This is a genomic window from Nitratireductor sp. OM-1 (assembly GCF_003296175.1).
Taxonomy (GTDB): domain Bacteria; phylum Pseudomonadota; class Alphaproteobacteria; order Rhizobiales; family Rhizobiaceae; genus Nitratireductor; species Nitratireductor aquimarinus.
This window is the reverse complement of sequence record NZ_CP029208.1, coordinates 871,902-892,764: the sequence shown is the minus strand read 5'-3', so window position 1 is coordinate 892,764 and position 20,863 is coordinate 871,902. Positions and strand designations below refer to the sequence as shown.

At 64.3% G+C, this 20,863-nt stretch carries 18 protein-coding genes; 10 read left to right on the top strand and 8 right to left on the bottom strand.

Annotated elements, in window-relative coordinates:
• Nucleotides 1–88: 88 nt before the first annotated feature.
• Both DEJ54_RS04155 and DEJ54_RS04150 read right to left on the bottom strand, forming a co-directional pair.
• Entirely contained in the window at nucleotides 89–544 is a 456-nt protein-coding gene (locus DEJ54_RS04155) for a Crp/Fnr family transcriptional regulator (protein WP_113153457.1), read from the bottom strand.
• Between the two features lie 53 nt (nucleotides 545–597).
• Entirely contained in the window at nucleotides 598–1,281 is a 684-nt protein-coding gene (locus DEJ54_RS04150; protein WP_113153456.1) for a response regulator transcription factor, read from the bottom strand.
• Between the two features lie 154 nt (nucleotides 1,282–1,435).
• On the opposite strand from DEJ54_RS04150, the gene DEJ54_RS04145 reads away from it, so the two are divergent.
• Nucleotides 1,436–1,984 (top strand): L,D-transpeptidase, encoded by a 549-nt coding sequence (locus DEJ54_RS04145; protein WP_113153455.1) that lies wholly within the window; start codon nucleotides 1,436–1,438, stop codon nucleotides 1,982–1,984.
• A 19-nt stretch (nucleotides 1,985–2,003) separates the two neighbouring features.
• Here the strand turns inward: DEJ54_RS04145 and DEJ54_RS04140 are convergent, their stop codons facing one another.
• Nucleotides 2,004–2,585 (bottom strand): peroxidase-related enzyme, encoded by a 582-nt coding sequence (locus DEJ54_RS04140; protein WP_113153454.1) that lies wholly within the window; start codon nucleotides 2,583–2,585, stop codon nucleotides 2,004–2,006.
• 125 nt (nucleotides 2,586–2,710) lie between these two features.
• On the opposite strand from DEJ54_RS04140, the gene DEJ54_RS04135 reads away from it, so the two are divergent.
• Together DEJ54_RS04135 and DEJ54_RS04130 are read left to right on the top strand one after the other, a co-directional pair.
• The gene (locus tag DEJ54_RS04135) at nucleotides 2,711–7,510 is read left to right on the top strand and encodes an NAD-glutamate dehydrogenase (RefSeq protein WP_113153453.1); all 4,800 of its coding nucleotides are present in this window, start codon (nucleotides 2,711–2,713) and stop codon (nucleotides 7,508–7,510) included.
• A gap of 28 nt (nucleotides 7,511–7,538) precedes the next feature.
• Nucleotides 7,539–8,939 carry an MFS transporter gene (locus DEJ54_RS04130; protein ID WP_113153452.1) on the top strand — a complete coding sequence of 467 codons (1,401 nt, stop codon included), beginning with the start codon at nucleotides 7,539–7,541 and terminating at the stop codon, nucleotides 8,937–8,939.
• Nucleotides 8,940–9,054: 115 nt separating this feature from the next.
• Here the strand turns inward: DEJ54_RS04130 and purH are convergent, their stop codons facing one another.
• Nucleotides 9,055–10,671, bottom strand: coding sequence for a bifunctional phosphoribosylaminoimidazolecarboxamide formyltransferase/IMP cyclohydrolase (purH, locus tag DEJ54_RS04125; protein ID WP_113153451.1), 1,617 nt, complete (start codon nucleotides 10,669–10,671; stop codon nucleotides 9,055–9,057).
• A 141-nt stretch (nucleotides 10,672–10,812) separates the two neighbouring features.
• Between purH and DEJ54_RS04120 the strand changes: the two genes are divergently transcribed.
• The 4 genes from DEJ54_RS04120 to DEJ54_RS04105 all read left to right on the top strand — a co-directional run bounded on the left by DEJ54_RS04120 (nucleotide 10,813) and on the right by DEJ54_RS04105 (nucleotide 13,212).
• Entirely contained in the window at nucleotides 10,813–11,238 is a 426-nt protein-coding gene (locus DEJ54_RS04120; RefSeq protein WP_113156067.1) for a GNAT family N-acetyltransferase, read from the top strand.
• 42 nt (nucleotides 11,239–11,280) lie between these two features.
• Nucleotides 11,281–11,916, top strand: coding sequence for a type B chloramphenicol O-acetyltransferase (gene catB / locus DEJ54_RS04115; RefSeq protein ID WP_113153450.1), 636 nt, complete (start codon nucleotides 11,281–11,283; stop codon nucleotides 11,914–11,916).
• A 218-nt stretch (nucleotides 11,917–12,134) separates the two neighbouring features.
• Nucleotides 12,135–12,587: an Lrp/AsnC family transcriptional regulator gene (locus tag DEJ54_RS04110; RefSeq protein ID WP_113153449.1), complete on the top strand. Its 453-nt coding sequence runs from the start codon at nucleotides 12,135–12,137 to the stop codon at nucleotides 12,585–12,587.
• 1 nt (nucleotide 12,588) lies between these two features.
• Nucleotides 12,589–13,212: a LysE family translocator gene (locus DEJ54_RS04105; protein WP_113153448.1), complete on the top strand. Its 624-nt coding sequence runs from the start codon at nucleotides 12,589–12,591 to the stop codon at nucleotides 13,210–13,212.
• Here DEJ54_RS04105 and DEJ54_RS04100 read toward each other — a convergent pair.
• Nucleotides 13,203–14,216, bottom strand: coding sequence for an AraC family transcriptional regulator (locus DEJ54_RS04100; protein WP_245447696.1), 1,014 nt, complete (start codon nucleotides 14,214–14,216; stop codon nucleotides 13,203–13,205). The genes DEJ54_RS04105 and DEJ54_RS04100 overlap by 10 nt on opposite strands.
• 381 nt (nucleotides 14,217–14,597) lie before the next feature.
• Here DEJ54_RS04100 and DEJ54_RS04095 point away from each other — a divergent pair, with 381 nt between their 5' ends.
• The gene (locus DEJ54_RS04095; protein WP_113156065.1) at nucleotides 14,598–15,617 is read left to right on the top strand and encodes an alpha/beta fold hydrolase; all 1,020 of its coding nucleotides are present in this window, start codon (nucleotides 14,598–14,600) and stop codon (nucleotides 15,615–15,617) included.
• Between the two features lie 63 nt (nucleotides 15,618–15,680).
• Here DEJ54_RS04095 and DEJ54_RS04090 read toward each other — a convergent pair whose 3' ends face one another.
• The 3 genes from DEJ54_RS04090 to htpX all read right to left on the bottom strand — a co-directional run bounded on the left by DEJ54_RS04090 (nucleotide 15,681) and on the right by htpX (nucleotide 19,948).
• Nucleotides 15,681–17,402, bottom strand: a complete 1,722-nt coding sequence (locus tag DEJ54_RS04090; RefSeq protein ID WP_113153447.1) for a heparinase II/III family protein — start codon at nucleotides 17,400–17,402, stop codon at nucleotides 15,681–15,683.
• A gap of 105 nt (nucleotides 17,403–17,507) precedes the next feature.
• Nucleotides 17,508–18,908, bottom strand: coding sequence for an RsmB/NOP family class I SAM-dependent RNA methyltransferase (locus DEJ54_RS04085; RefSeq protein WP_113153446.1), 1,401 nt, complete (start codon nucleotides 18,906–18,908; stop codon nucleotides 17,508–17,510).
• Nucleotides 18,899–19,948 carry a zinc metalloprotease HtpX gene (htpX, locus tag DEJ54_RS04080; RefSeq protein ID WP_113153445.1) on the bottom strand — a complete coding sequence of 350 codons (1,050 nt, stop codon included), beginning with the start codon at nucleotides 19,946–19,948 and terminating at the stop codon, nucleotides 18,899–18,901. Before htpX ends, DEJ54_RS04085 begins: the two co-directional genes overlap by 10 nt.
• 119 nt (nucleotides 19,949–20,067) lie before the next feature.
• On the opposite strand from htpX, the gene DEJ54_RS04075 reads away from it, so the two are divergent.
• Nucleotides 20,068–20,274, top strand: a complete 207-nt coding sequence (locus tag DEJ54_RS04075; protein ID WP_113153444.1) for a DUF1674 domain-containing protein — start codon at nucleotides 20,068–20,070, stop codon at nucleotides 20,272–20,274.
• A 40-nt stretch (nucleotides 20,275–20,314) separates the two neighbouring features.
• Entirely contained in the window at nucleotides 20,315–20,770 is a 456-nt protein-coding gene (locus tag DEJ54_RS04070; protein ID WP_113153443.1) for a thermonuclease family protein, read from the top strand.
• Nucleotides 20,771–20,863: the final 93 nt, after the last annotated feature.

The window sequence follows — 20,863 nt, the reverse complement described above, 5'->3', positions numbered from 1 at the left end:
TTTCGGAATTTTTCCGGTTTTTCCCTGAAACGGCGTAAAACGAGCCCGTTTCAGAGCAAATTCCGGAAAAATCTCCAAACCGTGCGAATCACCGGATAAGGCGCGACGCGGCCTCTTCCATGCGCGCGATCATCGCCTGCAGATTTTTCGAAATCCGCTGGTGCAGGCGCATGGCCGTTTCGGGAAATTCTTCGAGAATGCGGTGAAAGGTCGAGCGGCTGACGCGGATCAGCCGCGTTTCGCTTTCGGTCATCGCGCTGGTCATGCGCCGGCCTTCCGCGATCAGCGCGAATTCGCCCATGATCTGGCCCGGCCCAAGCGTTTCGATGATCTGCCGCTTGTCGTCATGTTCGGTGAAAAGGACGACTTTTCCCGAGGCGACAATGAAGGCGCAGTCGGCAAAAGCGCCTTCCCCATAGATATCCCGTCCGGCGGAAAGCGTCATGCTTTCGGCGCCGAAGGCCATGAGGCGCAACTGCTCCCGCGTGAACCCTTCGAAAAGACTCACACCGGACAGAATGCGAATGTCATCGTCCAGCGCCATTTACGTCGTCCCCGACCCGTCCCCGACGATCTGTAAACGCCTTACGCGCTGACTCACGGAACGAGCTTATAACCACCGCTTTCTGTCACAAGAATTTCAGCTTTGGAAGGATCACGCTCGATCTTTTGCCGAAGGCGATAAACATGTGTCTCAAGCGTGTGCGTCGTCACGCCCGAATTGTAGCCCCATACCTCTTCCAGGAGCACGTCGCGGGTCACCACTTTCTGCTCGGCGCGGTAGAGATATTTGATGATCGCGGCTTCCTTCTCCGTCAGGCGGATCTTGCCGCCGCGCTCGTCCAGGAGAAGTTTCTGCGACGGCTTGAACGTGTAGGGGCCAACCGCGAAGGTCGCGTCCTCGCTCTGCTCGTGCTGGCGAAGCTGTGCGCGAATGCGGGCGAGAAGCACCGCGAAGCGGAACGGCTTGGTCACATAGTCGTTGGCGCCGGCCTCGAGCCCGAGAATGGTGTCCGAATCGGTGTCCTGCGCCGTCAGCATGATGATCGGCGCGCGATAACCGCCCTTGCGCAGAAGCTTGACGGCCTCGCGGCCATCCATGTCGGGCAGGCCGACATCCATGATGAGCAGATCGACAATTGCGCTGCGCGCAGCCTGTATGCCCTTCGTTGCCGTTTCTTCCTGAAGAATGTCGAACTCTTCATAGAGCGACAATTGCTCGACGAGAGTCGTCCTCAGGTCTTCATCATCATCAACGATTAGGATGGTGCGTGACGTCATAATTCGATCCACTATCCAGGAAAACGTTTGCTGGTTCAAATGGAATTGCAGTGTTGACCATTCCAGCTTTATGCGGAACGTGACAGTGCGAAAAGACCATGGCGAACATTTGTTCCACAGGGCAACATATTCGAAGACGCGGGTTTTTCCCAGAATGCAGTACAAAGCCGGCAAAAAGGTTGATCTGATCGAGGTGCGGCGCAGGCCGGGAAAACCGACCCAGGCGCTGTTGACGGTCGGGCCGCTCGTTTTTCCCTGTGCGCTCGGGCGCGGCGGCACGACCATGCTGAAACGCGAGGGCGACGGCGCAACGCCGCTCACCCGGATGCGCCTGCTCTACGGTTATTTTCGCGGCGACCGCGCCCGCTCCGGCCCGCCCGCATCCCGCCTTGCGATGACGCGCATCGATCCGCGCGATGGCTGGTGCGATGCTTCCGGCGACCGCAATTACAACCGCCCCGTCCGGCTGCCCTATCCGGCAAGCCATGAACGGATGGAGCGCGAGGACCGGCTCTATGATGTGTGCATGGTCTCCGACTGGAACATGCGCCCGGCAATGCGCAATCGCGGCAGCGCGATCTTTTTCCACATCGCCAGGCCCGGTTTTCCGCCGACCGAAGGCTGTATCGCGGTTTCGCCGCAGGCCATGGCCCGCATTCTGCCGCTGATCGGCCCGCGCACCCGAATCAGGGTTCACCGGTAGGGTCCTGACCCTGGGCCGGTTACCTCTCTGCGGGCTCCCGCGCCACGGCGTGATATTCGGGGTTGGGATGCATATCGACGGCAGCGGCCATGCGGTTGGTCATGTTGAAGAAGCTGGCGACGGCGGCGATGTCCCAGATATCGCGCTCGGAAAATCCGCTCTCGCGGAGCGCCTGCCGGTCCTTTTCCTCGATCTTGTCAGGGATTTCGGTCAGCTTCACCGCGAAATCGAGCATCGCCTTCTGTCGCGGATCGAGCCGGGCCGCGCGGTAGTTCATGACCATCAGTTCGCCAAGCACGGGATCGCCCGAAAGCTCGCGCACCGCCGCGCCATGGGCAGTCAGGCAGTAGAAGCAGTGGTTCACGCTGGAGACGGCAACGGCGATCATTTCACGTTCGAGCTTGGAAAGCCCCGAATCGCTCAGCATCAGGTCGTTGTACATCTGGGTAAACGCCCTGAGCTTGTTCTCATCGAAGGCATAGGCAAGCAGAACGTTGGGAACGAGGCCCAGCTTTTCGCGGCACTTTGCGAAATAGGCTTCCGTCTCTTCGCTCAGGCCTTCAAGAGGCGGAAAATGCAATGCAGTGACCGGTTGCGTCATTTTGCGAACACCCTTTCGATAGGAATAGAGGTGTATGGAGCCTGCATGGTGGAATGACGGGTCGTCAAACCGCTTTTGTCTGAATACGATGGGCCAGTTTGGTAAACCAACAGGGATTTTTCGGCATGGTAGCCAAAGCAAAGACCTCCAAGACCGCCAAGAAGGGCGGAGCCAAGGGCAAGACTGGAGGCGTGGAGAGCGTGCATCAGATCATTCTGTCGCGCGCACCAGCGGAGGACCTTCGCGCGTATGAGGACGCCGCACTGCTGCTGGCGGCCGAGGACGCAGCGTCGGCGATTTCGGCGCACAAACCCGGCACCAGCGTGGTCCGCGTGGACAACAGTACCGGCGTGGAGCGTTGCGGCCGGGGCGTCACGACGGTGACGCTCGTGAATGACAACATGCCGTTCCTGTTCGACTCGGTGATGAGCGAACTCAGCGAATTCGGCGTCGAGGCGACGCTGGTGCTGCATCCGGTTCTGGTTGTCCGGCATGGCAAGAACGGCGTGGACGAGATCGTCGGCGACGTGGCGAACACCAAGGTCGGCCCCGGCGATGACAAGGTGAGCCTTATCCATGTTCACCTGCCGAAACTGACCGACGAGCAGAGCGAGAGCCTGAAGGCGCAGCTCGACAAGACGCTGGCGCAGGTGCGCGCGGCCGTTGCCGACTGGAAGCCGATGCTGGCCCGGCTCGACCAGCAGATCACCGAGCTGCGCTACGCGCCGGTGCCGCTGGAAAAAGACGCCGTGGCCGAGGCCATTGCCTTCCTGGAATGGCTGCGCGACGACAATTTCACCTTCCTCGGCATGCGCGAATTCCTCTACACCGGCGGTGAGGAAAGCGGCACGCTGGAGCGCGCCGACAAGAAGGGCCTCGGCATCCTGTCCGATCCCGACGTCCTGGTTCTGCGTCGCGGCAATGAGACCGTTTCGACGACGCCGGAAATCCGTGCCTTCCTGCATGGTCCCGATCCGTTCATCGTGACCAAGGCAAACGCCAAGACGGTTGTACACCGCCGCGCCTATCTCGACTATATCGGCATCAAGACATTCGATGATGAGGGCAAGCTGACCGGCGAGCTGCGCATTGTCGGCCTGTTCACCTCCACCGCCTACACGCGCTCGGTGATGAAGATCCCGTATCTGCGTTCCAAGGCGGAAGCCGTGATCGTCAAATCCGGCTTTGCGCCCACCGATCACTCGGGCAAGGCGCTCACCAATGTGCTGGAATCCTATCCGCGCGACGAGCTTTTCCAGATCGGCCTGCCGATCCTGCGCAAGCATGCCGAGGCGATCCTTGCGCTGGGCGAGCGCCCGCGCGTGCGCGCCCTCTACCGCGTCGACCAGTTCGACCGCTTCGTGTCGGTGATCGTTTTCGTGCCGCGCGACCGCTACGATTCGCAGGCGCGCGTGGAGATAGGCAATTACCTGAAGGACGTCTTCAAGGGCCGCGTCTCGGCCTATTATCCGGCCTTCCCGGAAGGCACGCTGGCGCGTGTTCACTTCATCATCGGGCGTTCGGGCGGCAAGACCCCGCGCATCGAGACGGAGACGCTGGAAGCCGAAATCCGCAAGATCGTGCGCACATGGGACGACGCGCTGCAGGAGGCGGTGGAAGAAACCGGCGCCGACATCAAGCTCGCCAAGGTGGCGGCTGGCTTCCCCGACAGCTACCGCAACGGTTTCTCGGCGGAGACGGCGCTGATCGATGCCGAGCGCATCAGCCGGCTCTCCAGAAAGAACCCGATCGCCATCGATTTCCATCGCCATGAAGATCAGGACGAGGCGCAGGCCGCGCTGAAGATCTATCATTACGATACGCCGGTGCCGCTGACCGAGCGCGTGCCGCTGCTGGAGAACATGGGTTTCCGTGTGATCAGCGAGCGGACCTTCGAGGTCGGCGACGCCGACGACACCGACAGCGCCCAGATTTTCGTGCATGACATGGAGCTGGAGAACGCTTTTGACGGGGCCATCGACCTTTCGGACGAGGGCGCGCTGTTCGAGGAGATGTTCCTTTCGGTCTGGCGCAGCGAGCATGATGACGACCGCCTCAACGCGCTGGCGCAGACGGCGCGCCTGCGGGTGGACGAGATCGCCATTCTGCGCGCCTACAGCCGCTTCCTGGCACAGGCCAACATTCCGCAGAGCCAGGGCTTCATCGCGGCGACGCTGAACCGCTATCCGCAGATCGCGCGCAGACTGTTCGAGTTCTTCGTGGTGCGTTTCGACCCGGCGCGGGCCGAAAAGGCCAGTGCGAAGGACGAGGCGGAAGCGCTGCGCAAGGCCATCGAGACCGATCTGGATGCGGTGCCGAACCTGGATGACGATACGATCATCCGCCGCTTCCTGAACCTCATCGAATCCACGCTGCGCACGAACCATTATCGTCCGAAGGAGGACGAGGCTGTGCGGTCGCTGGCGCTGAAATTCGATTCCCGCGCCATCACCGGCCTGCCGCAGCCGCGCCCGTGGCGCGAAATCTTCGTCTACGGACCGGAAGTGGAGGGCGTGCATCTGCGCTACGGTCCTGTGGCGCGTGGCGGCCTGCGCTGGTCCGACCGTGCGCAGGACTACCGCACCGAGGTACTGGGACTGGTGAAGGCGCAGCAGGTGAAGAATGCCGTGATCGTGCCCGTGGGCGCGAAAGGCGGCTTCTACCCGCGTCGTCTGCCCGTTGGCGGCAACCGCCAGGAAGTCTTCGAGGCGGGCCGTGCAGCCTATATCAACTTCATCTCCAGCCTTCTGTCGCTGACCGACAATCTGGACGGCGACAGGGTTCTGCCGCCGGAAGGCGTGGTCCGCCATGACGGCAACGATCCGTATTTCGTGGTGGCCGCCGACAAGGGAACGGCAACGTTCTCCGACACGGCAAACAGCATCAGTCAGGCACATGATTTCTGGCTCGACGATGCATTCGCCTCGGGCGGTTCGGCCGGCTACGACCACAAGAAGATGGGCATCACCGCGCGCGGTGCGTGGGAGGCCGTGAAGCGGCATTTCCGCGAGATGAACCGCGACATCCAGACGGAGCCCTTCACCGCCGTGGGCGTGGGCGACATGTCGGGCGACGTGTTCGGCAACGGCATGCTGCTCTCCACCTGCACGAAGGTGGTGGCGGCGTTCGATCACCGCGACATCTTCATCGACCCCGATCCGGATCCGGCGGTTTCCTATGCCGAGCGCAAGCGCCTCTTCGACATGGGGCGTTCAAGCTGGCAGGACTACGACAAGGACAAGCTCTCCAAGGGCGGTGTCATCGTCTCGCGTTCACAGAAGTCGATCACGCTGCCCAAGGCGGCGGCTGACGCGATCGGGCTCGACAAAACGACGGCGTCTCCCACCGAGATCATGATGGCGATCCTGCGCGCTCCGGTGGACCTTCTGTGGTTCGGCGGCATCGGCACCTATGTGCGCGGCGCTGGCGAAAGCGATCAGGATGTGGGCGACCGGGCCAATGACGCGATCCGCGTGGCTGCGCGTGAAGTGGGCGCGAAAGTGGTCGGCGAAGGGGCTAATCTGGGCATGACCCAGCTTGCCCGCATCGAGTTCGGCATGAAGGGCGGCCGCTGCAACTCCGACGCCATCGACAACTCGGCCGGCGTGAACTCGTCGGACGTGGAGGTCAACATCAAGATCGCGCTGGCGGCGGCGATGCGCGGCGGCGGGCTCGAACGGCCTGCGCGCGACAAGCTTCTGGCCGAGATGACCGACGAGGTTGCAGGGCTTGTGCTGGCCAACAACTACCAGCAGACGCTGGCCATCTCGCAGGTGGTCAAGCGGGGCATGCCGGAAATGCCGCATCAGGCGCGCATGATGACGCTGCTCGAGCAGCGCGGGCTTCTCGACCGGGCAGTCGAGTTCCTGCCCGGGCCGCAGGAGCTGGCCGACCGCGAAAGCCGCGGCGAGCCGCTGACGCGTGCGGAGATCGGCGTGCTTCTGGCCTATGCCAAGATCGTGCTGTTCGATGAGATCGTTGCGAGCCCGGTGCCGGATGCGCCGCATCTGGAAGAGGATCTGTTCGCCTACTTCCCCGACCTCATGGCAAAGAAGTATGAAACGGAAATCCGTGCGCACCGTCTGAAGCGCGAGATCATCGCCACCGAACTGGCAAACGATGTGATCAACCGTGGCGGGCCGAGCTTCGTGACGCGCCTGCAGGATCTGACGGGACAGCCGGCCGCCGATATCGTCGCCGCCTTTGCCGTGGTGCGCGAGGGCTTCGAACTGCGTGGCGTCTACCGGGCCATCGACGCGCTGGACAACCAGATCGACGGCATGGCGCAGCTCGAGCTCTACCAGCTCGTCTGGCGTCTGATCTACGCGGCGACCTCCTGGCAGCTCAAGAATGTGAGCGGCAAGGAAACCGTCGGGCAGCGCATCGAGCGCCTGCTGGCCGCGCGCAAAGCGCTGGAGCCGAAGCTTCTGCCGATGCTGCCCGCCTTCATGCGCGAGCGTCTGGACAATCGTCAGGCGCAGCTTGTCTCCTCCGGTGCGCCCGAGGAACTGGCCAGGCGTCTCGCCTTCCTCTCGGTTGCGCAGATGGTGCCGGACATCGAACTGGTGGCGGAGAAATCCGGTGCGCCGCTGGAGAAGGCCGCAAGGGCGTTCTTCGGTGTCACCGAGGCCTTCCGCATCGGCCGGATCGAGGATGCCGCGCATGCCATCGTGCCGTCGGACTATTATGACGGGCTGGCGCTGTTCCGCGCCACCGACATGATCAGCGCGGCCCGTCGTGGCATGAGCATTGCAGCACTCACCGATTACGCGAAGGACGACGATCCGGCTGCGAAATGGGTCGAGGCCGGCGGCGAGCATGTCGTGCGCGTGCGCGAACGTCTGCACTCGCTGGTGGAGGGCGGTGACCTGACCGTGTCACGTCTCACCGTTGCGTCCGGTCTGATGAGTGACCTGAGTGTCTGATGCAGCCGGGGCGCCGGACGACGCGGTTATGAACCGGCCAGAAGCGGAGCACAGGACTGTGCCCCGCCGTGGCATCTGGGGCTGGATGCTGTTCGACTGGGCGCAGCAGCCCTTTCATACCCTCATCATCACCTTCGTCTTTGCGCCCTATTTCGCCGCCTCCGTGGCGCCGGATGCGGCGCGCGGACAGGAGCTGTGGGGGCTGGCGACGGGGATCGGCGGTCTCACGATTGCGCTTTCCTCGCCCATTCTTGGCGCGATTGCCGATGCGACGGGGCCGCGCAAGCCGTGGATCTTCGTGTTCTCGCTGATCGGCATCATCGCCTGCGCCTCGCTGTGGTTCGCCACGCCGGGCGGGGGGCATGTCACGCTCATTCTCATGGGCGTCGCGCTGGCCGTGTTCGGTATGGAATTCGCCGCCGTCTTCAACAATGCGATGATGCCCGACCTTGTGCCGCGCTCCGAGCTTGGCCGGCTTTCGGGCTCGGCCTGGGGGCTTGGCTATATTGGCGGGCTTTTGTCGCTGGTGCTGGTGCTTGGCTTCATGGCGGCGCAGCCGGACACGGGCCGCACGCTGCTCGGCTTCGAGCCGATCTTCGGCCTTGATGCGGCGACGCATGAGGGCGACCGCGCGGCAGGGCCGCTGACGGCCCTGTGGTATGCGCTGTTCGTGCTGCCGATGTTCCTGTTCACGCCGGATGCGCCGCGCCGCAGGGCGGCGACGGGAGCGATCCGCGAGGGGATGAAGCGGCTGGGCGGCACGCTGAAGCGGCTGCCGGGACAGCGCAGCTATTTCAGCTTCCTCCTGTCATCCATGTTCTATCGCGATGCGCTCAACGCGCTCTATGCTTTTGGCGGCATCTATGCGGCGGGCGTGCTGTCCTGGTCGATCACGCAGATCGGCCTGTTCGGCATTCTCGCCAATGTGACGGGCGCGCTGGGCGCGTGGCTCGGCGGGCGGATGGACCGTAGGTTCGGGCCGAAACTCGTGGTGAGCATCTCCATCGTGGTGCTGACGCTGTGCGCGCTTCTGGTGATCTCCACCACGCGCGACGAGCTCCTGTTCATGCCGATCAGCGGCGGCGGGGCAAGCAGCCTGCCGGACATCGCCTTCTTCGTGGCGGGTGCGTTCATCGGGGCTGCGGGCGGTTCGATACAGGCGGCGTCGCGCACGCTTCTGGTGGACCAGGTGCCGCGCGAGCGGGTGACGGAAGCCTTCGGGCTCTATGCCCTTTCGGGCAAGGCCACGGCCTTTATCGGGCCGTTCGCCATCGCCATTGCGACGGGCTATTTCGCTTCGGAGAGTTTCGGCTTTTCGAATGAGGATGCACAGCGTCTCGGCGTGACGCCGATCCTGGCGCTGTTCCTCATCGGCCTTGTGCTGGTGCCCTTCGTCAAGAGCAGGCATCAGGAGGCGGATGCCTCCTGATCTGTCTGTTCAGGCGTAGCGTTCCCGCTTTTCCTGGAATTGCGAGAACGCTCTAGCTTATTGTATTTGCGCAATTCCGGCCGGAAAACCGGTTCCCACTTTTCCTGGAATTGCTCTAGTGGCGGAAGTGGCGCATGCCGGTCATGACCATGGCAATGCCATGCTCGTCGGCGGCGGCGATGACTTCGTCGTCGCGCATGGAGCCGCCCGGCTGGATGACGGCGGTGGCGCCGGCCTCAACGGCGGACAGAAGTCCGTCGGCGAAGGGGAAGAAGGCGTCTGAAGCGACGACCGATCCCTTGGTCAGCGGCTCTGCATTGCCGGCAGCTTCGGCTGCATCTTCCGCCTTGCGGGCGGCGATGCGGGCGGAATCGACACGGCTCATCTGGCCGGCGCCAACACCCACGGTCGCGCCGTCGCGGACATAGACGATGGCGTTCGACTTGACGTGCTTGGCGATGCGGAAGGCGACGATGAGGTCGGCCATTTCCTTCTCGCTCGGCGCGCGCTTGGTCACGACCTTGAGGTCGAGATCATCGACCACGCCATTGTCGCGCGACTGGACCAGAACGCCGCCGGCCACGGTCTTGACGGAGAGGCCGGGTGCGCGCGGGTCGGCAAGGCCGCCGGTGACGAGCAGGCGCAGGTTCTTCTTGGCTGCGACGATGGCGCGCGCCTCTTCGGTCGCGTCGGGCGCGATGATGACCTCGGTGAAGATCTTGACGATCTCGGTGGCCGCTTCCGCGTCGAGCGGGCGGTTGAGCGCCACGATGCCGCCGAATGCGGAGACGGGGTCGCAGGCGAGCGCCTTCTCATAGGCTTCGCGCAGCGTCGCGCCCTCGGCCACGCCACACGGATTGGCGTGCTTGATGATGGCGACGGCGGCGGAGCGCTCCGGTGAGAACTCGGAGACGAGTTCGAAAGCGGCGTCCGTGTCGTTGATGTTGTTGTAGGAAAGCTGCTTGCCCTGAAGCTGGGTCGCGGTGGCGACGCCGGGGCGGCTTTCGCCGGTGACGTAGAAGCCTGCCTTCTGGTGCGGATTCTCGCCGTAGCGCATCACTTCCTTGAGCCTGCCGCCGACGGCGCGGAAATCCGGTGCGTCGACCGCGAGCGTTTCAGCGAACCAGCCGGAGATGGCCGCATCATAGGCTGCGGTGCGGGCGAAGGCCTTGGCGGCCAGTTCCTGACGCAGGCGATAGGGCAGTGCGCCATCGTTTTCGGCAAGGGCCTCGAGGATGCGGGCATAGTCTGCCGGCTCCGTGACCACGGCCACATAGGCGTGGTTCTTGGCTGCCGCGCGCAGCATGGCCGGGCCGCCGATGTCGATGTTCTCGACCGTGGTTGCATAATCGCCACCGCCGAAACGCACCTCTTCGAACGGGTAGAGATTGATGACCAGAAGGTCGATGGGCGCGATGTCGTGTTCTTTCATTGCGCTCGCATGGTCCGCATCGTCGCGAATGCCGAGCAGGCCGCCATGAACGCCCGGATGCAGCGTCTTCACGCGCCCGTCCATGATCTCGGGAAAGCCGGTCAGCTCCGAAACGTCGCGCACGGCGATGCCTTCGCCGGCGAGTGTTTTGGACGTGCCGCCGGTGGAGACGATCTCGACATTGCGGCCCGAGAGCGCGCGGGCGAAATCGACGATGCCGCTCTTGTCGGAGACCGACAGGAGCGCACGGCGGACGGGAACGAGATCGGGTGCGGGAATGTTCTTTGCTGCAACGGACATGCGAGGCGGCTCCGGCTTTGGGAAAGGATGCTGGGGACGTACCGGCAGGCGGCATGCAAATCAAGCGTGGCGCGGGTTGCGGGGCGCTTTTGCCACTGAAACGGGTTGCATTGTCGGGGCAAAACGGCATTGCTGCGCGTCATGATGGAGAAACCCGCTGTTCTTTACGCCTGCGAGCCGGATTTACCGGTGTCCGAGTTTGCCCAGGTGCTGCGCGAGTCCGGTCTGGATGCGATCCGCCCGGTGGATGACGAGGCGCGGCTTCAGCGCATGATCGCGGGCGCTGGTCTGGTGATGACGGCGCGGCGCAATGTGGAGGGAAAGCCGCTGGTGGGCGTGGCCCGCTCGGTGACGGACTTTTCGTGGTGCGCCTATCTTTCCGACCTCGCGGTTTCTTCGAAGGCGCAGGGGCTTGGCATCGGCCAGGGGCTGATCGATGCGACCCGCCGCGAACTCGGCCCGGAGGTGAGCCTGATCCTGGCTTCCGTGCCGGATGCGGTGGGCTTCTATGAACGCATCGGCATGAACCGGATCAGCGATGCGTTCTGGCACGGTCGGGAGCGGTAGGCCGCTGACCGCAGAAACGTTGATCCTTTGGAGCAAGCAGACATGAACAATTATTTCGAAAGCCCGTTCAAGGGTGTGCCGCTCGCTGAACAGGTGACGAACCCGAACATCTCCGTGGGCCGGTACAGCTATTATTCGGGTTATTACCACGGTCATTCATTCGACGATTGCGCCCGCTATCTGCTGCGCGACCGGGACGATGTGGACCGGCTGGTGATCGGCAGTTTCTGTTCCATCGGAACGGGAGCGGCTTTCATGATGGCGGGCAATCAGGGGCACCGGAACGACTGGGTTACGACGTTTCCCTTCTTCTACATGTCGGAGGAGCCCGCCTTTGCGGAAGCGCGGGACGGTTACGTGCCGGCTGGCGACACGGTGGTTGGAAACGATGTGTGGATCGGTGCGGAAGCCATCATCATGCCCGGCGTGCGCATCGGCGATGGCGCGATGATCGGCTCGCGGGCGGTCGTTACAAAGGATGTGCCGCCCTACACCATTGTGGGGGGCAACCCGGCGCGACCGATCCGCCGGCGTTTCAGCGATGAACAGATCGCCATGCTTCTGGAGATGCGCTGGTGGGACTGGCCGCTCGAGGCGATCAGGGATGCCATGGAATATCTGTGCTCAGGCGACGTGGCGGGGCCCCATCGGCACTGGCGGGAGAATGGCGGCGCATGACCGGCTCTGTGGGCCGCTCGACCCGCGCCTTCGGCTGTGGCAAAAAGGAACGCGCTGCCGTTTTGCCAAAGGCAAGCCTGACGGCCTGAACGTGAGAAGCGACGCGGAGCCGCAAATTATGCGGCAAAAATTATAAAAACTGTATATTTTGCATATTGCAATTCATTTTGCGATAAAATATACGGTATTGAGTTTGTTTCTCAGGATCAGGGCCTGACATGGATCAGATCGACCGTAAAATCGTGACTCTTCTCGCCGAAGACGCCCGGCGCTCGCTTGCCGACATTGGCGGCGTGGTCGGGCTTTCCGCATCGGCGGTCAATGAGCGCATCCGCCGGCTGACGGCGAGCGGCGTGATCCGGCGTTTCACGGTGGACGCCGATCCTGACGCGCTTGGCTGCCCGGTTCTGGTCTTCATCTGGGTGTCGCTGGTTCAGAACGTCAATGAAGAGGCCTTCCGGATCTTTGCCTCCGCGCACAAGGCGGTGGAGGAATGCCACCATGTGACGGGGCCGTGGTCCTATCTCATCAAGGCGCGGGTGCCGGAGCTGGCCGATGTGGAGAGCGTGCTGGACGACATGAAGAAGCACGGCTTTCTGGCGCGCAGCGAGTCTGTCGTCGCATTGTCGACCGTGGAGCCCGGCTCCTTCGCACCGGTCGAGAAGCCCTGACATGGATACGCTGCTGTTCGGCAAAAGCCTGCTGCTCGGGCTGGCCGTGGCAGCGCCCCTTGGACCGATTGGCGCCCTGTGCGTGAACAGGACGCTGGAGCATGGCCTGTGGGCCGGTGTTGCCGGCGGGCTGGGCACGGCGCTGGCCGATGCCGTCTATGCCGCGCTGGCGGCCATCGGGTTTGCGGCCTTCGCGGCCGCGCTGGCGGTCGTGGATGTGCCGCTCAAGCTTGTCGGCGGGGCGTTTCTCGCCTGGCTCGGCTGGAAGAGCCTGTCGCCTGCGCCCGTTCGGGCCGCAGCGGAGGCGCGGGCGAGCGATCTCGCCGGAACGGCTGCCGCGACCTTTTTCCTGACGATCACCAATCCGATGACCATTCTGGCCTTTGCGGCGATGTTTGCCGGGCTCGGGCTGGCGGATTCTCCGCATCCCGCCGATGCGCTGGTGGTGGTTGTGGGCGTGTTCCTCGGCTCGCTGCTCTGGTGGTTCATTCTGAGCGGCGGGGTGGCGCTGGCGCGCACGCGGCTGCCGGACAGCCTGTCGCGCTGGGTGTCGCGCATCTCCGGCGTGATCCTTCTGGCGTTCGCCGCTTTCGCAATCGGGTCGGTGGCGCTCGCCTATCTCTGATCGGTGGGGCCGGGCTTCCATTCGCTTGGCGTCGTGCCGGTGATGCGCCGGAATTCACGATTGAAATTGGACTTGGTGTTGAAGCCGCTTGAGAGCATGGCGTCGGTGACATTCGCGCCATCCTCCAGCGCGCGGCAGGCATGATGAATGCGGTGCGCGTTGATGTAGCGCGAGACGTTTTCTCCACTCACCAGATTGATGGCCGAAGAGAGCTGCTTGACCGGCACGTGAAGCCGCCGGGCGAGCCGGGCAAGTGTGAGTGCGGGATCGAGATAGAGCGTTTCGGACTGAAGCAGCGCGTCGAGCCGCTGGATGAGATGGGCGTCTTCTTCGCTTGGATGCGGGGGCTCGGCCATGGTTTCCGGCTCTGGCTCGCCGGTGGCGCTGGGCGACACGCTCAACAGGCCGATGGCGAGCAGGGCGGCTGACGAGAAGACGCTGATGATGAGCGGCGGCAGCCAGCTCTGGCCGGTCATGACGGCGAGCGCAATGAGCGCGTCGCTGAGCGCGGACAGGATGAGAGCGAGGCCGATGCCGCCCCAGAGCCGGGCCGGCAGGCGACCGGCCTCAAGCCGCGCCAGAGGCAGGTCGTCGCCACTGCGGCGCAGCTTCACCAGAATGGCGACCCCGTAGAGAACGAAGACGCCCGGCACCACAACGTCCAGCGTGCCGGGCGCAAAGATGACGCAGAAGGCTGCAAAAGCCGGCGCCGCCAGATGCACGAGATCGCGCGGAAGCGAGAATGGCCGGAACGAGGCCGTCTGGAATGCCAGCCATGTGAGCGGCGGCACGAAGGTGGCGGTGACGGGCTGAAGGGGCAGGAGTGCGTCTATGCCGTAATGCTGGCGCAGCGAAACGATGAGGCTCTGCAGTGCGCAGGCCGCCAGAAGCGCCATCAGGAATGGCGGGCGCTCGCCGGAAATGGCGATCCGGATGAGGAGCGCACCGAGCACGAGCGCGATGATCATCGGAATGGGAAGAACCAGCATGGGCGGTGTCTGCATGTTTCCTGCAAGGGCTTGGGTTGTGGCATCGCCACCGGCCGGTGGCAATATCCGCTGAAGCACCGGATGAAAAAGTGGTCTCCGGGTTTCCGATACTCCGGTGCTTGTTCAGTAGGGTGAAACGTCACGCGGCAGTTTCCACTGCATTGACGTTGTGCGTGGTTCGACAGGCTCACCATGAGGGAAGTGGTGCTTTGCAAAGAGCTTCCGTTGAGGGGGGCACAACCAATGCCATCCCTCATGGTGAGCCTGTCGAACCACGCACGGCATCCAGAACCCATGGTGCGAAATTCGGTTTGGCGCGACCTGAAACCGGTTCAAGGACGCGGATTGCCGGTGGCCCGGGCAGATTGGCGTCATCCAGATGAAAGGATGACGGATATGAAAAAACTGCTTTCTGCTTTTCTCATTGGCATGGGTCTGACGGGCGCGGCCTTGGCCCAGCCGTTTGCCGGCTATGATCGACTGACCGTGAAGGCGGATCACCGCCCGTCGGTTCTGGCAGCTTCGGTGTGGTATCCGGCGGGCACGCCGACCTATCGCGGGCTGGTGGGCGACAATGCCGTGTTTCAGGGCACGTCCGCCTATGTGGGCGCGGGGGTGGCGGAAGGGCGGTTTCCGCTGTTCGTGCTATCGCATGGCTCGGGCGGCAATATGGACGCCATCTCGTGGCTTTCCTCAGCGCTCGCCCTGCGCGGCGCGATGGTGCTCGCGGTGAACCACCCGGGCAGCACGTCGGGTGATTCCTCGCCGCGCCGCTCAGTGCGGCTCGATGAGCGGGCGGCCGATCTGAGCGCCGCGCTGGATGCGCTGTTTGATGAGCCGGCTTTTGCTGATCACGTGGACCGGTCCCGCATCGCATCGCTGGGTTTTTCGCTGGGCGGGGCGACGGCGCTGAACCTTGCCGGGCTGCGTTTCGATCCTGATGCGTTTGCCGACTATTGCGCCTGGATTGGTGATGGTGGTCAGGACTGTGTGTTCTTCGCCAAGGGCGGTGTCGATCTGAATGCATTGCCGGATGGCTTTGGCGCGGCATCGCGCGATGAGCGCATCGGACGGGCCATCGCCATCGATCCGGGCATGACCTATGCGGCGACGCCTGAAAGCATCGCGGGGACCGACATGCCGGTGCTCCTCATCAATCTCGGTCAGACCCATCTGTTCAAGGCGGCGGATGTGGGGCCGGACGGGAGCGGTCTTACCGGAAAGCTGCCCTCTGCCGTGTTGAAGACGATTGCCCCGGCGCATCACTTCACCTTCCTTGCGGAGTGCAAGCCGGAAGGGGCGGCAATGCTGGCTGAGGAAAAGGACGATCCGGTGTGTGACGACCCGGAAGGCGCGGACCGGGCGGCGGTTCACGAGGCGATTGTCGAGGAAATCGCGGCGTTTGCCGGGCTTTGATCCGGCTTTTGATGGAGCATCGGATGAACCCGAAAACCGGATCTCACTTTTCGGTCCGATGCTCTAGCTGTTGCCGTTGATGGCGTGTGTCTTGCGCAGTTGCCAGCGGATTTCCGGGGTCTCTGAAGCCGTGGTGTAGAGCACGATCTGGCGGCTCTTGCGGGGGCCGCCAAGGCCGGCGAAGAAGATCGATTCCTCGACCACGGGAACGATGCTCTCGACCGTGAAGAGCCAGGTGTCGGTCGCCTCGCCGGCAAGGATGTGGCGGCCTTCGGGATCGCGGTAGATGTCGATGTCGGGGTGGATGTGGAAGCGCACGGCCACGGCATCGTTTCCGACAGCCGTGGACGGCGAGCCATCCGGGCGCATGATGCGGTCGACGCCTTCGAGAAATGCGCCGTCTTCGGAAAGGGAGAGGGCGCGCTCGTGCAGGAGGCCGAAGCGCGAGACATAGCCATTGTGGCTGGCGGTGAAGCGGTGGACGCCATTGGCGTCGTCACGCTGGCATTCGACCTTGCGCGGGCCGCCGATGAGCGGCGTGCCGATCAGCTCGCTCCAGCGCGAGGAGAGGCTGAAGCGGGCCTGCGATGTGTCGTTGAGCGTGACGGTAGAATGGGCCGCCGTGGTGCGGGCAAGCGGGCGGTAGCTGTCATCGCCGTAATTGTCGATGCCGCTGTTGACCACGAACTGGTGCCGGCCCGACGACATCTCGAAGGAGAGGCAGCCCGCATGGGCGAAATGGGAGAGGTCTGCCGGTGGCGGAGCGGCCGTGTCGGCGATGACCGTGGTGGCGCCGAGCGCCAGCCGCTCATAGCCCGAATGGGGTGCATGCAGGAGCGGCGCGCCGCCGGTGTCGTCATAGCGCAGGATGGCGGCGACGCTGTCGTGCTGGGTGATGCCCATGCCGTTGAAGCGGGCGAGCGAGCCGTCACGGTGGCGAAAGAAGCGCAGCGCCGGCAGCATGCGCTCCACGGCGTCGATGAGCGCCTGCGGCGGCTGCTCGGCCTGATTGGTGTAGGTTTGGCGGAGCGGCAACAGGTCGGTCAAAAGCTCCATGATGGCGCGCGGATTGCGCGATACATGGCCACCATCGGCGAGGATCTGGCGTTCGAGCTCCTGGGCGAGATTGCGGCTGGCTGTCTTGACCGCGGCGGCGGGGGCCGGCAGCGAAAGTGCGCAGAAGGCGAGCGCGATGCGGGCGCGCAGCCGGTCTTCGCCATCGGGCATCTCGCGGGTGTTGGTGCGCAGATAGCGCATCTGCACGGCGAGCATTTTCAGGAACTGGCGATAGAAGGGCAGTTCCGCCCCCTGCAACACCACCGAGGAATGCTGCAGCCAGGCGATGAGACGCTTGGCCGTGGTGCCGGGCTCCCATGGTGTGCCGGAGATGCGTTTGCCGTAGAGCGTCATCCATTCTTCAACCAGCGCGCGGGCATTGGCGGAGGCGAGGTCGCTCTGGGCGGCGCGCATGTGGCGCAGCCAGCGGAAGCTGTGCAGGGCCTCCTGCCAGGGGCGGTCGGTGACGGGAACGCGGAACGGCGACTGGCCGCGTGTTTCGACCAGCTGGCCGGCGAGCAGGAACTGGCCGTGATAGATGTCGCGCGCCACCTGCGGGTCTGCGATGCGCAGATCAGGCGGGGCGATCAGCACCCGCTCGGGCGTGCGGCCGGAATAGCGCCAGCGATAGGTTGGGCCCGCACGCAAGCGGCGGCGCAGGCGCGCCCACGCCTGCCGCGCAACAAGGCCCCACAGCTCGTGGGGGGAATGTCCTCGTGCTTGATCCAACGTCCGAGTTTTCTTTCTGTGACCCCAAATCAGGCGAGAGTCTAAATGATTCAAAGATTTGTGCGAAGTTGAAATATATCAGGACGCACAGATGGCAGGACCGGCTCAGCGCTGGCGGATAAGGCGCGCAGCGAAGAAGCCGTCGAGCCCCCGCGCCAGCGGATCCTCGCCGAGCGTGTCGGCGGGCGTGGTGCGCAGGAAGCCTTCGGGCGTGACGAAGGCGGCGATGCCGGGCACTTCGTCAGGCTGGATGGGATCGAGCGCCACGTCCGGCGTTTCGGCCAGGAAGGCTTCAAGCATGTCCTCGCCTTCGGCCCGGTCGAGCGAGCAGTTGGAAAACACGATCCGCCCGCCGGGTTTCACCAGCGTGACGGCATGGTCGAGCAGGGCGCGCTGCAGGGCGGCGAGCTTCTCGATGTCTTCAGGCGACTTGGTCCACGGCACATCCGGGTGGCGGCGCACCGTGCCGGTGGACGAGCAGGGGGCGTCGATGAGGATGGCGTCGAAGGGCGTGTCCGGCTGGAACTTGCGGATGTCGGCCTCGACGATCTCAGCGTCGAGGCGAAGCCGCGTCAGGTTCTCGGCAAGCCGCTTCAGGCGGCTCTTCGACAGGTCGACGGCGGTGACATTTGCGCCGGCATGGATGAGCTGCGCGGTCTTGCCGCCGGGGGCGGCGCAGAGATCCGCCACGCGCGCGCCGGCGATGTCGCCGAGCAGCTTTGCGGGCAGGCTGGCAGCCGTGTCCTGCACCCACCACGCGCCTTCCTCGAAGCCCGGAAGCGTGTCGACGCCGGCCTCGAGCCGGGCGATCCGCACCGTGCCCGTGGGCAGAACGATGCCGCCCAGCGCCTCGGCCCAGCGCTGCGGGTCTTCCTTGACGGTGAAGTCCACCGGCGGCTCGACGCGATGCATGGCGAGAATGGCGGCGGTGGTCTCCGCGCCATAGGCCGCTTCCAGCCGCCCGGCAAACCAGTCCGGCGCTTCGCGCGTCTGGTCGAGGGCGGCGGGCAGTGCGCGCGCCTTCACGCGGATCAGATTACGCAGCACGCCATTGACGAGACCGGCAAAGCGGGCAAGGCGCGGGTCGCTCTTCGCCTGGGTGACGGCGAGGTCGACGGCGGCGCTGTCGGGCACGTCGAGAAACAGGATCTGTGCTGCCGCCACATGCAGCGCGTGAGAGAGCGCGCGGGCATTGGCCGGCAGGGGGCGCTCCAGACGGCGCGCGAGCAGGGCCTCGATGGTGCTGCGATGGCGCAGGGCGCTCATCAGGATGGCGCGCACCAGCGACCGGTCGCGCGCATCGAGCGCGCGGAAATTGGGCTGGCCATGGGCCGGGTCGGTAAGACCGTCGAGCGAGGCATGGGCATCCACGACGGCGGCGAGCAGCTTTGTCGCCACGCGGCGCGTTTCAAGGCCGGGCTTATCAGGCTCTTGGTTTACTGGGCGGTTCTGACCGGCGGGCTTCTTCCCGGCCGTGCGGCGTGCGTTCGGGCGGCTCACGACCAGGGGCCTTTCGATCCATCGGCGTCACGGCCCCATTTCTGCTGGGGCTTTGGGGCGGGCTTTGGTCGCTGAGGCGGTTCGTCTGGCCGTGCGTCCGGTCTCGCCCCCGGTCTTGCCCCCCACGGGCCGTGGTTAGCATCCTCTTCGGGGGCGGGATCGCGCTGTGGGGCGGAAGGCCGGGCCTGCCGCCCGCCGCCACGGGGTTCCTCCGCCATGGCGTAGAGGGCCGCGATGCGGTTGTCCGTGTCGGGGTGGGTGGAGAACAGATTGTCCATGCGCTCGCCCGACAGCGGGTTGATGATGAACATGTGCGCGGTGGCGGGATTGCGCTCCGCGTCCTGATTGACCACCTGTTTGGCGCGCCGGGCGATCTTGTCGAGCGCGGAGGCGAGCCACAGCGGATTGCCGCAGATCTCCGCGCCGCGCCGGTCGGCCGAATATTCGCGGGTGCGGCTGATGGCCATCTGCACCATCATGGCGGCGAGCGGAGCGACGATCATAGCAACGAGCACGCCAATGAAGCCGAGCGGATTGTTGTTGTCGCGGTTGCCGCCGAAGAAGAAGGCGAAATTGCCGAGCATGGAGATCGCGCCGGCCAGCGTCGCGGTGATCGTCATGGTCAGCGTGTCGCGGTTCTGCACATGGGCGAGCTCGTGCGCCATCACGCCGGCGACCTCTTCATAGCTCAGCCGGTCGAGCAGGCCAGTGGTGGCTGCGACGGCGGCATTCTGCGGGTTGCGGCCGGTGGCAAACGCGTTGGGCTGGTCGTTCTTGATCAGGTAGACGCGCGGCATGGGAAGGCCGGCGCGGGCCGCCAGATCGCGCACGATGGCGTAATATTCCGGGGCGTTGCGCTCGTCCACTTCGACGGCGTGGTGCATTTTGAGCACCATCTTGTCGGAGTTCCAGTAGCTGAACAGATTCATGCCGGCGGCAAACAGGAAGGCGATCATCATGCCGCCACTGCCCCCGATCAGATAGCCCACGCCCATGAAAAGGGCCGTCATGAAGGCCAAGAGCATCGCGGTGCGTATCGTGTTCATTGTTGTCCAAGCTCCAGAAACAGGCCGCGCCGGGCATTTTCGACCGCGCGACCAATCGCTTATATGATGGGGAACGCGCTTCGTGTATTCAATAATCCGGTTTTCGAGAGGAAGTTGCGGTGAAAGACGAAACGGACCGAAAAGAAGATGCGTCGGCAAAGGTTCTCTCGCCGGCAGCCGAGCGTGCGCTGGCGGAAGCCGAGGCGCGCCGGAAGGACATCGAGGCTGCTGCGGCAAAGGCTCCGAAGGAGCTGGGCGGGCGCGGCGGCCATGACCCGGCGCGCTACGGCGACTGGGAAGTGAAGGGCATCGCCACCGATTTCTGACAGGGTTGCCCGGATCTCAATGAAGGAATATATTCCTTCCATGATCCGGTCTCGCCTGAAATGCATGGTCTTTGTCTTGCTCGCGCTCTTCTGGAGCGGGCAGACGGCTGCGCTTGCCGGGCGCAGAGATGCGATACCGGGCCCTGTGCGGGCCAGCGTTCTGCGCGTTGTTGACGGCGATACTTTCATTGCCGAGGCGCATATATGGCCGGGGCAGCGCATCACGGTGAGTGTGCGCATTCGCGGCGTCGATGCGCCGGAGCTTCGCAGCCGATGCACCGCCGAGAAGGCGGCGGCCCGCCAGGCGAAGGCTGCGCTTGAAGCGCTTCTGGATGGCGGAACGGTGTGGATCAGCGCCATCAGCGGCGGCAAATATTACGGGCGGGTTCTGGCCGATGTTGCGACGGAGCCGGGTGGCGATGTGGCCGCGCGGCTGCTCGATGCGCAGCTGGTGGCTGCCTATGGCGGTGGCCGGCGGGTTTCGTTTGTCTGCTGATGGGGCGGGTTTTGAAGCGTCGGCGCTCGCCCCTCATCCTCACCTTCTCCCCGTGCACGGGGAGAAGGGGGCCTTGAAGCCTGCGCCTTCCTA

Excerpts from the sequence above, each read along its gene's own strand:
- DEJ54_RS04155 (WP_113153457.1), bottom strand. The coding sequence starts at position 544 with ATGGCGCTGGACGATGACATTCGCATTCTGTCCGGTGTGAGTCTTTTC.
- DEJ54_RS04150 (WP_113153456.1), bottom strand. The coding sequence starts at position 1,281 with ATGACGTCACGCACCATCCTAATCGTTGATGATGATGAAGACCTGAGG.
- DEJ54_RS04145 (WP_113153455.1), top strand. The coding sequence starts at position 1,436 with ATGCAGTACAAAGCCGGCAAAAAGGTTGATCTGATCGAGGTGCGGCGC.
- DEJ54_RS04140 (WP_113153454.1), bottom strand. The coding sequence starts at position 2,585 with ATGACGCAACCGGTCACTGCATTGCATTTTCCGCCTCTTGAAGGCCTG.
- DEJ54_RS04135 (WP_113153453.1), top strand. The coding sequence starts at position 2,711 with ATGGTAGCCAAAGCAAAGACCTCCAAGACCGCCAAGAAGGGCGGAGCC.
- DEJ54_RS04130 (WP_113153452.1), top strand. The coding sequence starts at position 7,539 with ATGAACCGGCCAGAAGCGGAGCACAGGACTGTGCCCCGCCGTGGCATC.
- purH (WP_113153451.1), bottom strand. The coding sequence starts at position 10,671 with ATGTCCGTTGCAGCAAAGAACATTCCCGCACCCGATCTCGTTCCCGTC.
- DEJ54_RS04120 (WP_113156067.1), top strand. The coding sequence starts at position 10,813 with ATGATGGAGAAACCCGCTGTTCTTTACGCCTGCGAGCCGGATTTACCG.
- catB (WP_113153450.1), top strand. The coding sequence starts at position 11,281 with ATGAACAATTATTTCGAAAGCCCGTTCAAGGGTGTGCCGCTCGCTGAA.
- DEJ54_RS04110 (WP_113153449.1), top strand. The coding sequence starts at position 12,135 with ATGGATCAGATCGACCGTAAAATCGTGACTCTTCTCGCCGAAGACGCC.
- DEJ54_RS04105 (WP_113153448.1), top strand. The coding sequence starts at position 12,589 with ATGGATACGCTGCTGTTCGGCAAAAGCCTGCTGCTCGGGCTGGCCGTG.
- DEJ54_RS04100 (WP_245447696.1), bottom strand. The coding sequence starts at position 14,216 with ATGCAGACACCGCCCATGCTGGTTCTTCCCATTCCGATGATCATCGCG.
- DEJ54_RS04095 (WP_113156065.1), top strand. The coding sequence starts at position 14,598 with ATGAAAAAACTGCTTTCTGCTTTTCTCATTGGCATGGGTCTGACGGGC.
- htpX (WP_113153445.1), bottom strand. The coding sequence starts at position 19,948 with ATGAACACGATACGCACCGCGATGCTCTTGGCCTTCATGACGGCCCTT.
- DEJ54_RS04070 (WP_113153443.1), top strand. The coding sequence starts at position 20,315 with ATGATCCGGTCTCGCCTGAAATGCATGGTCTTTGTCTTGCTCGCGCTC.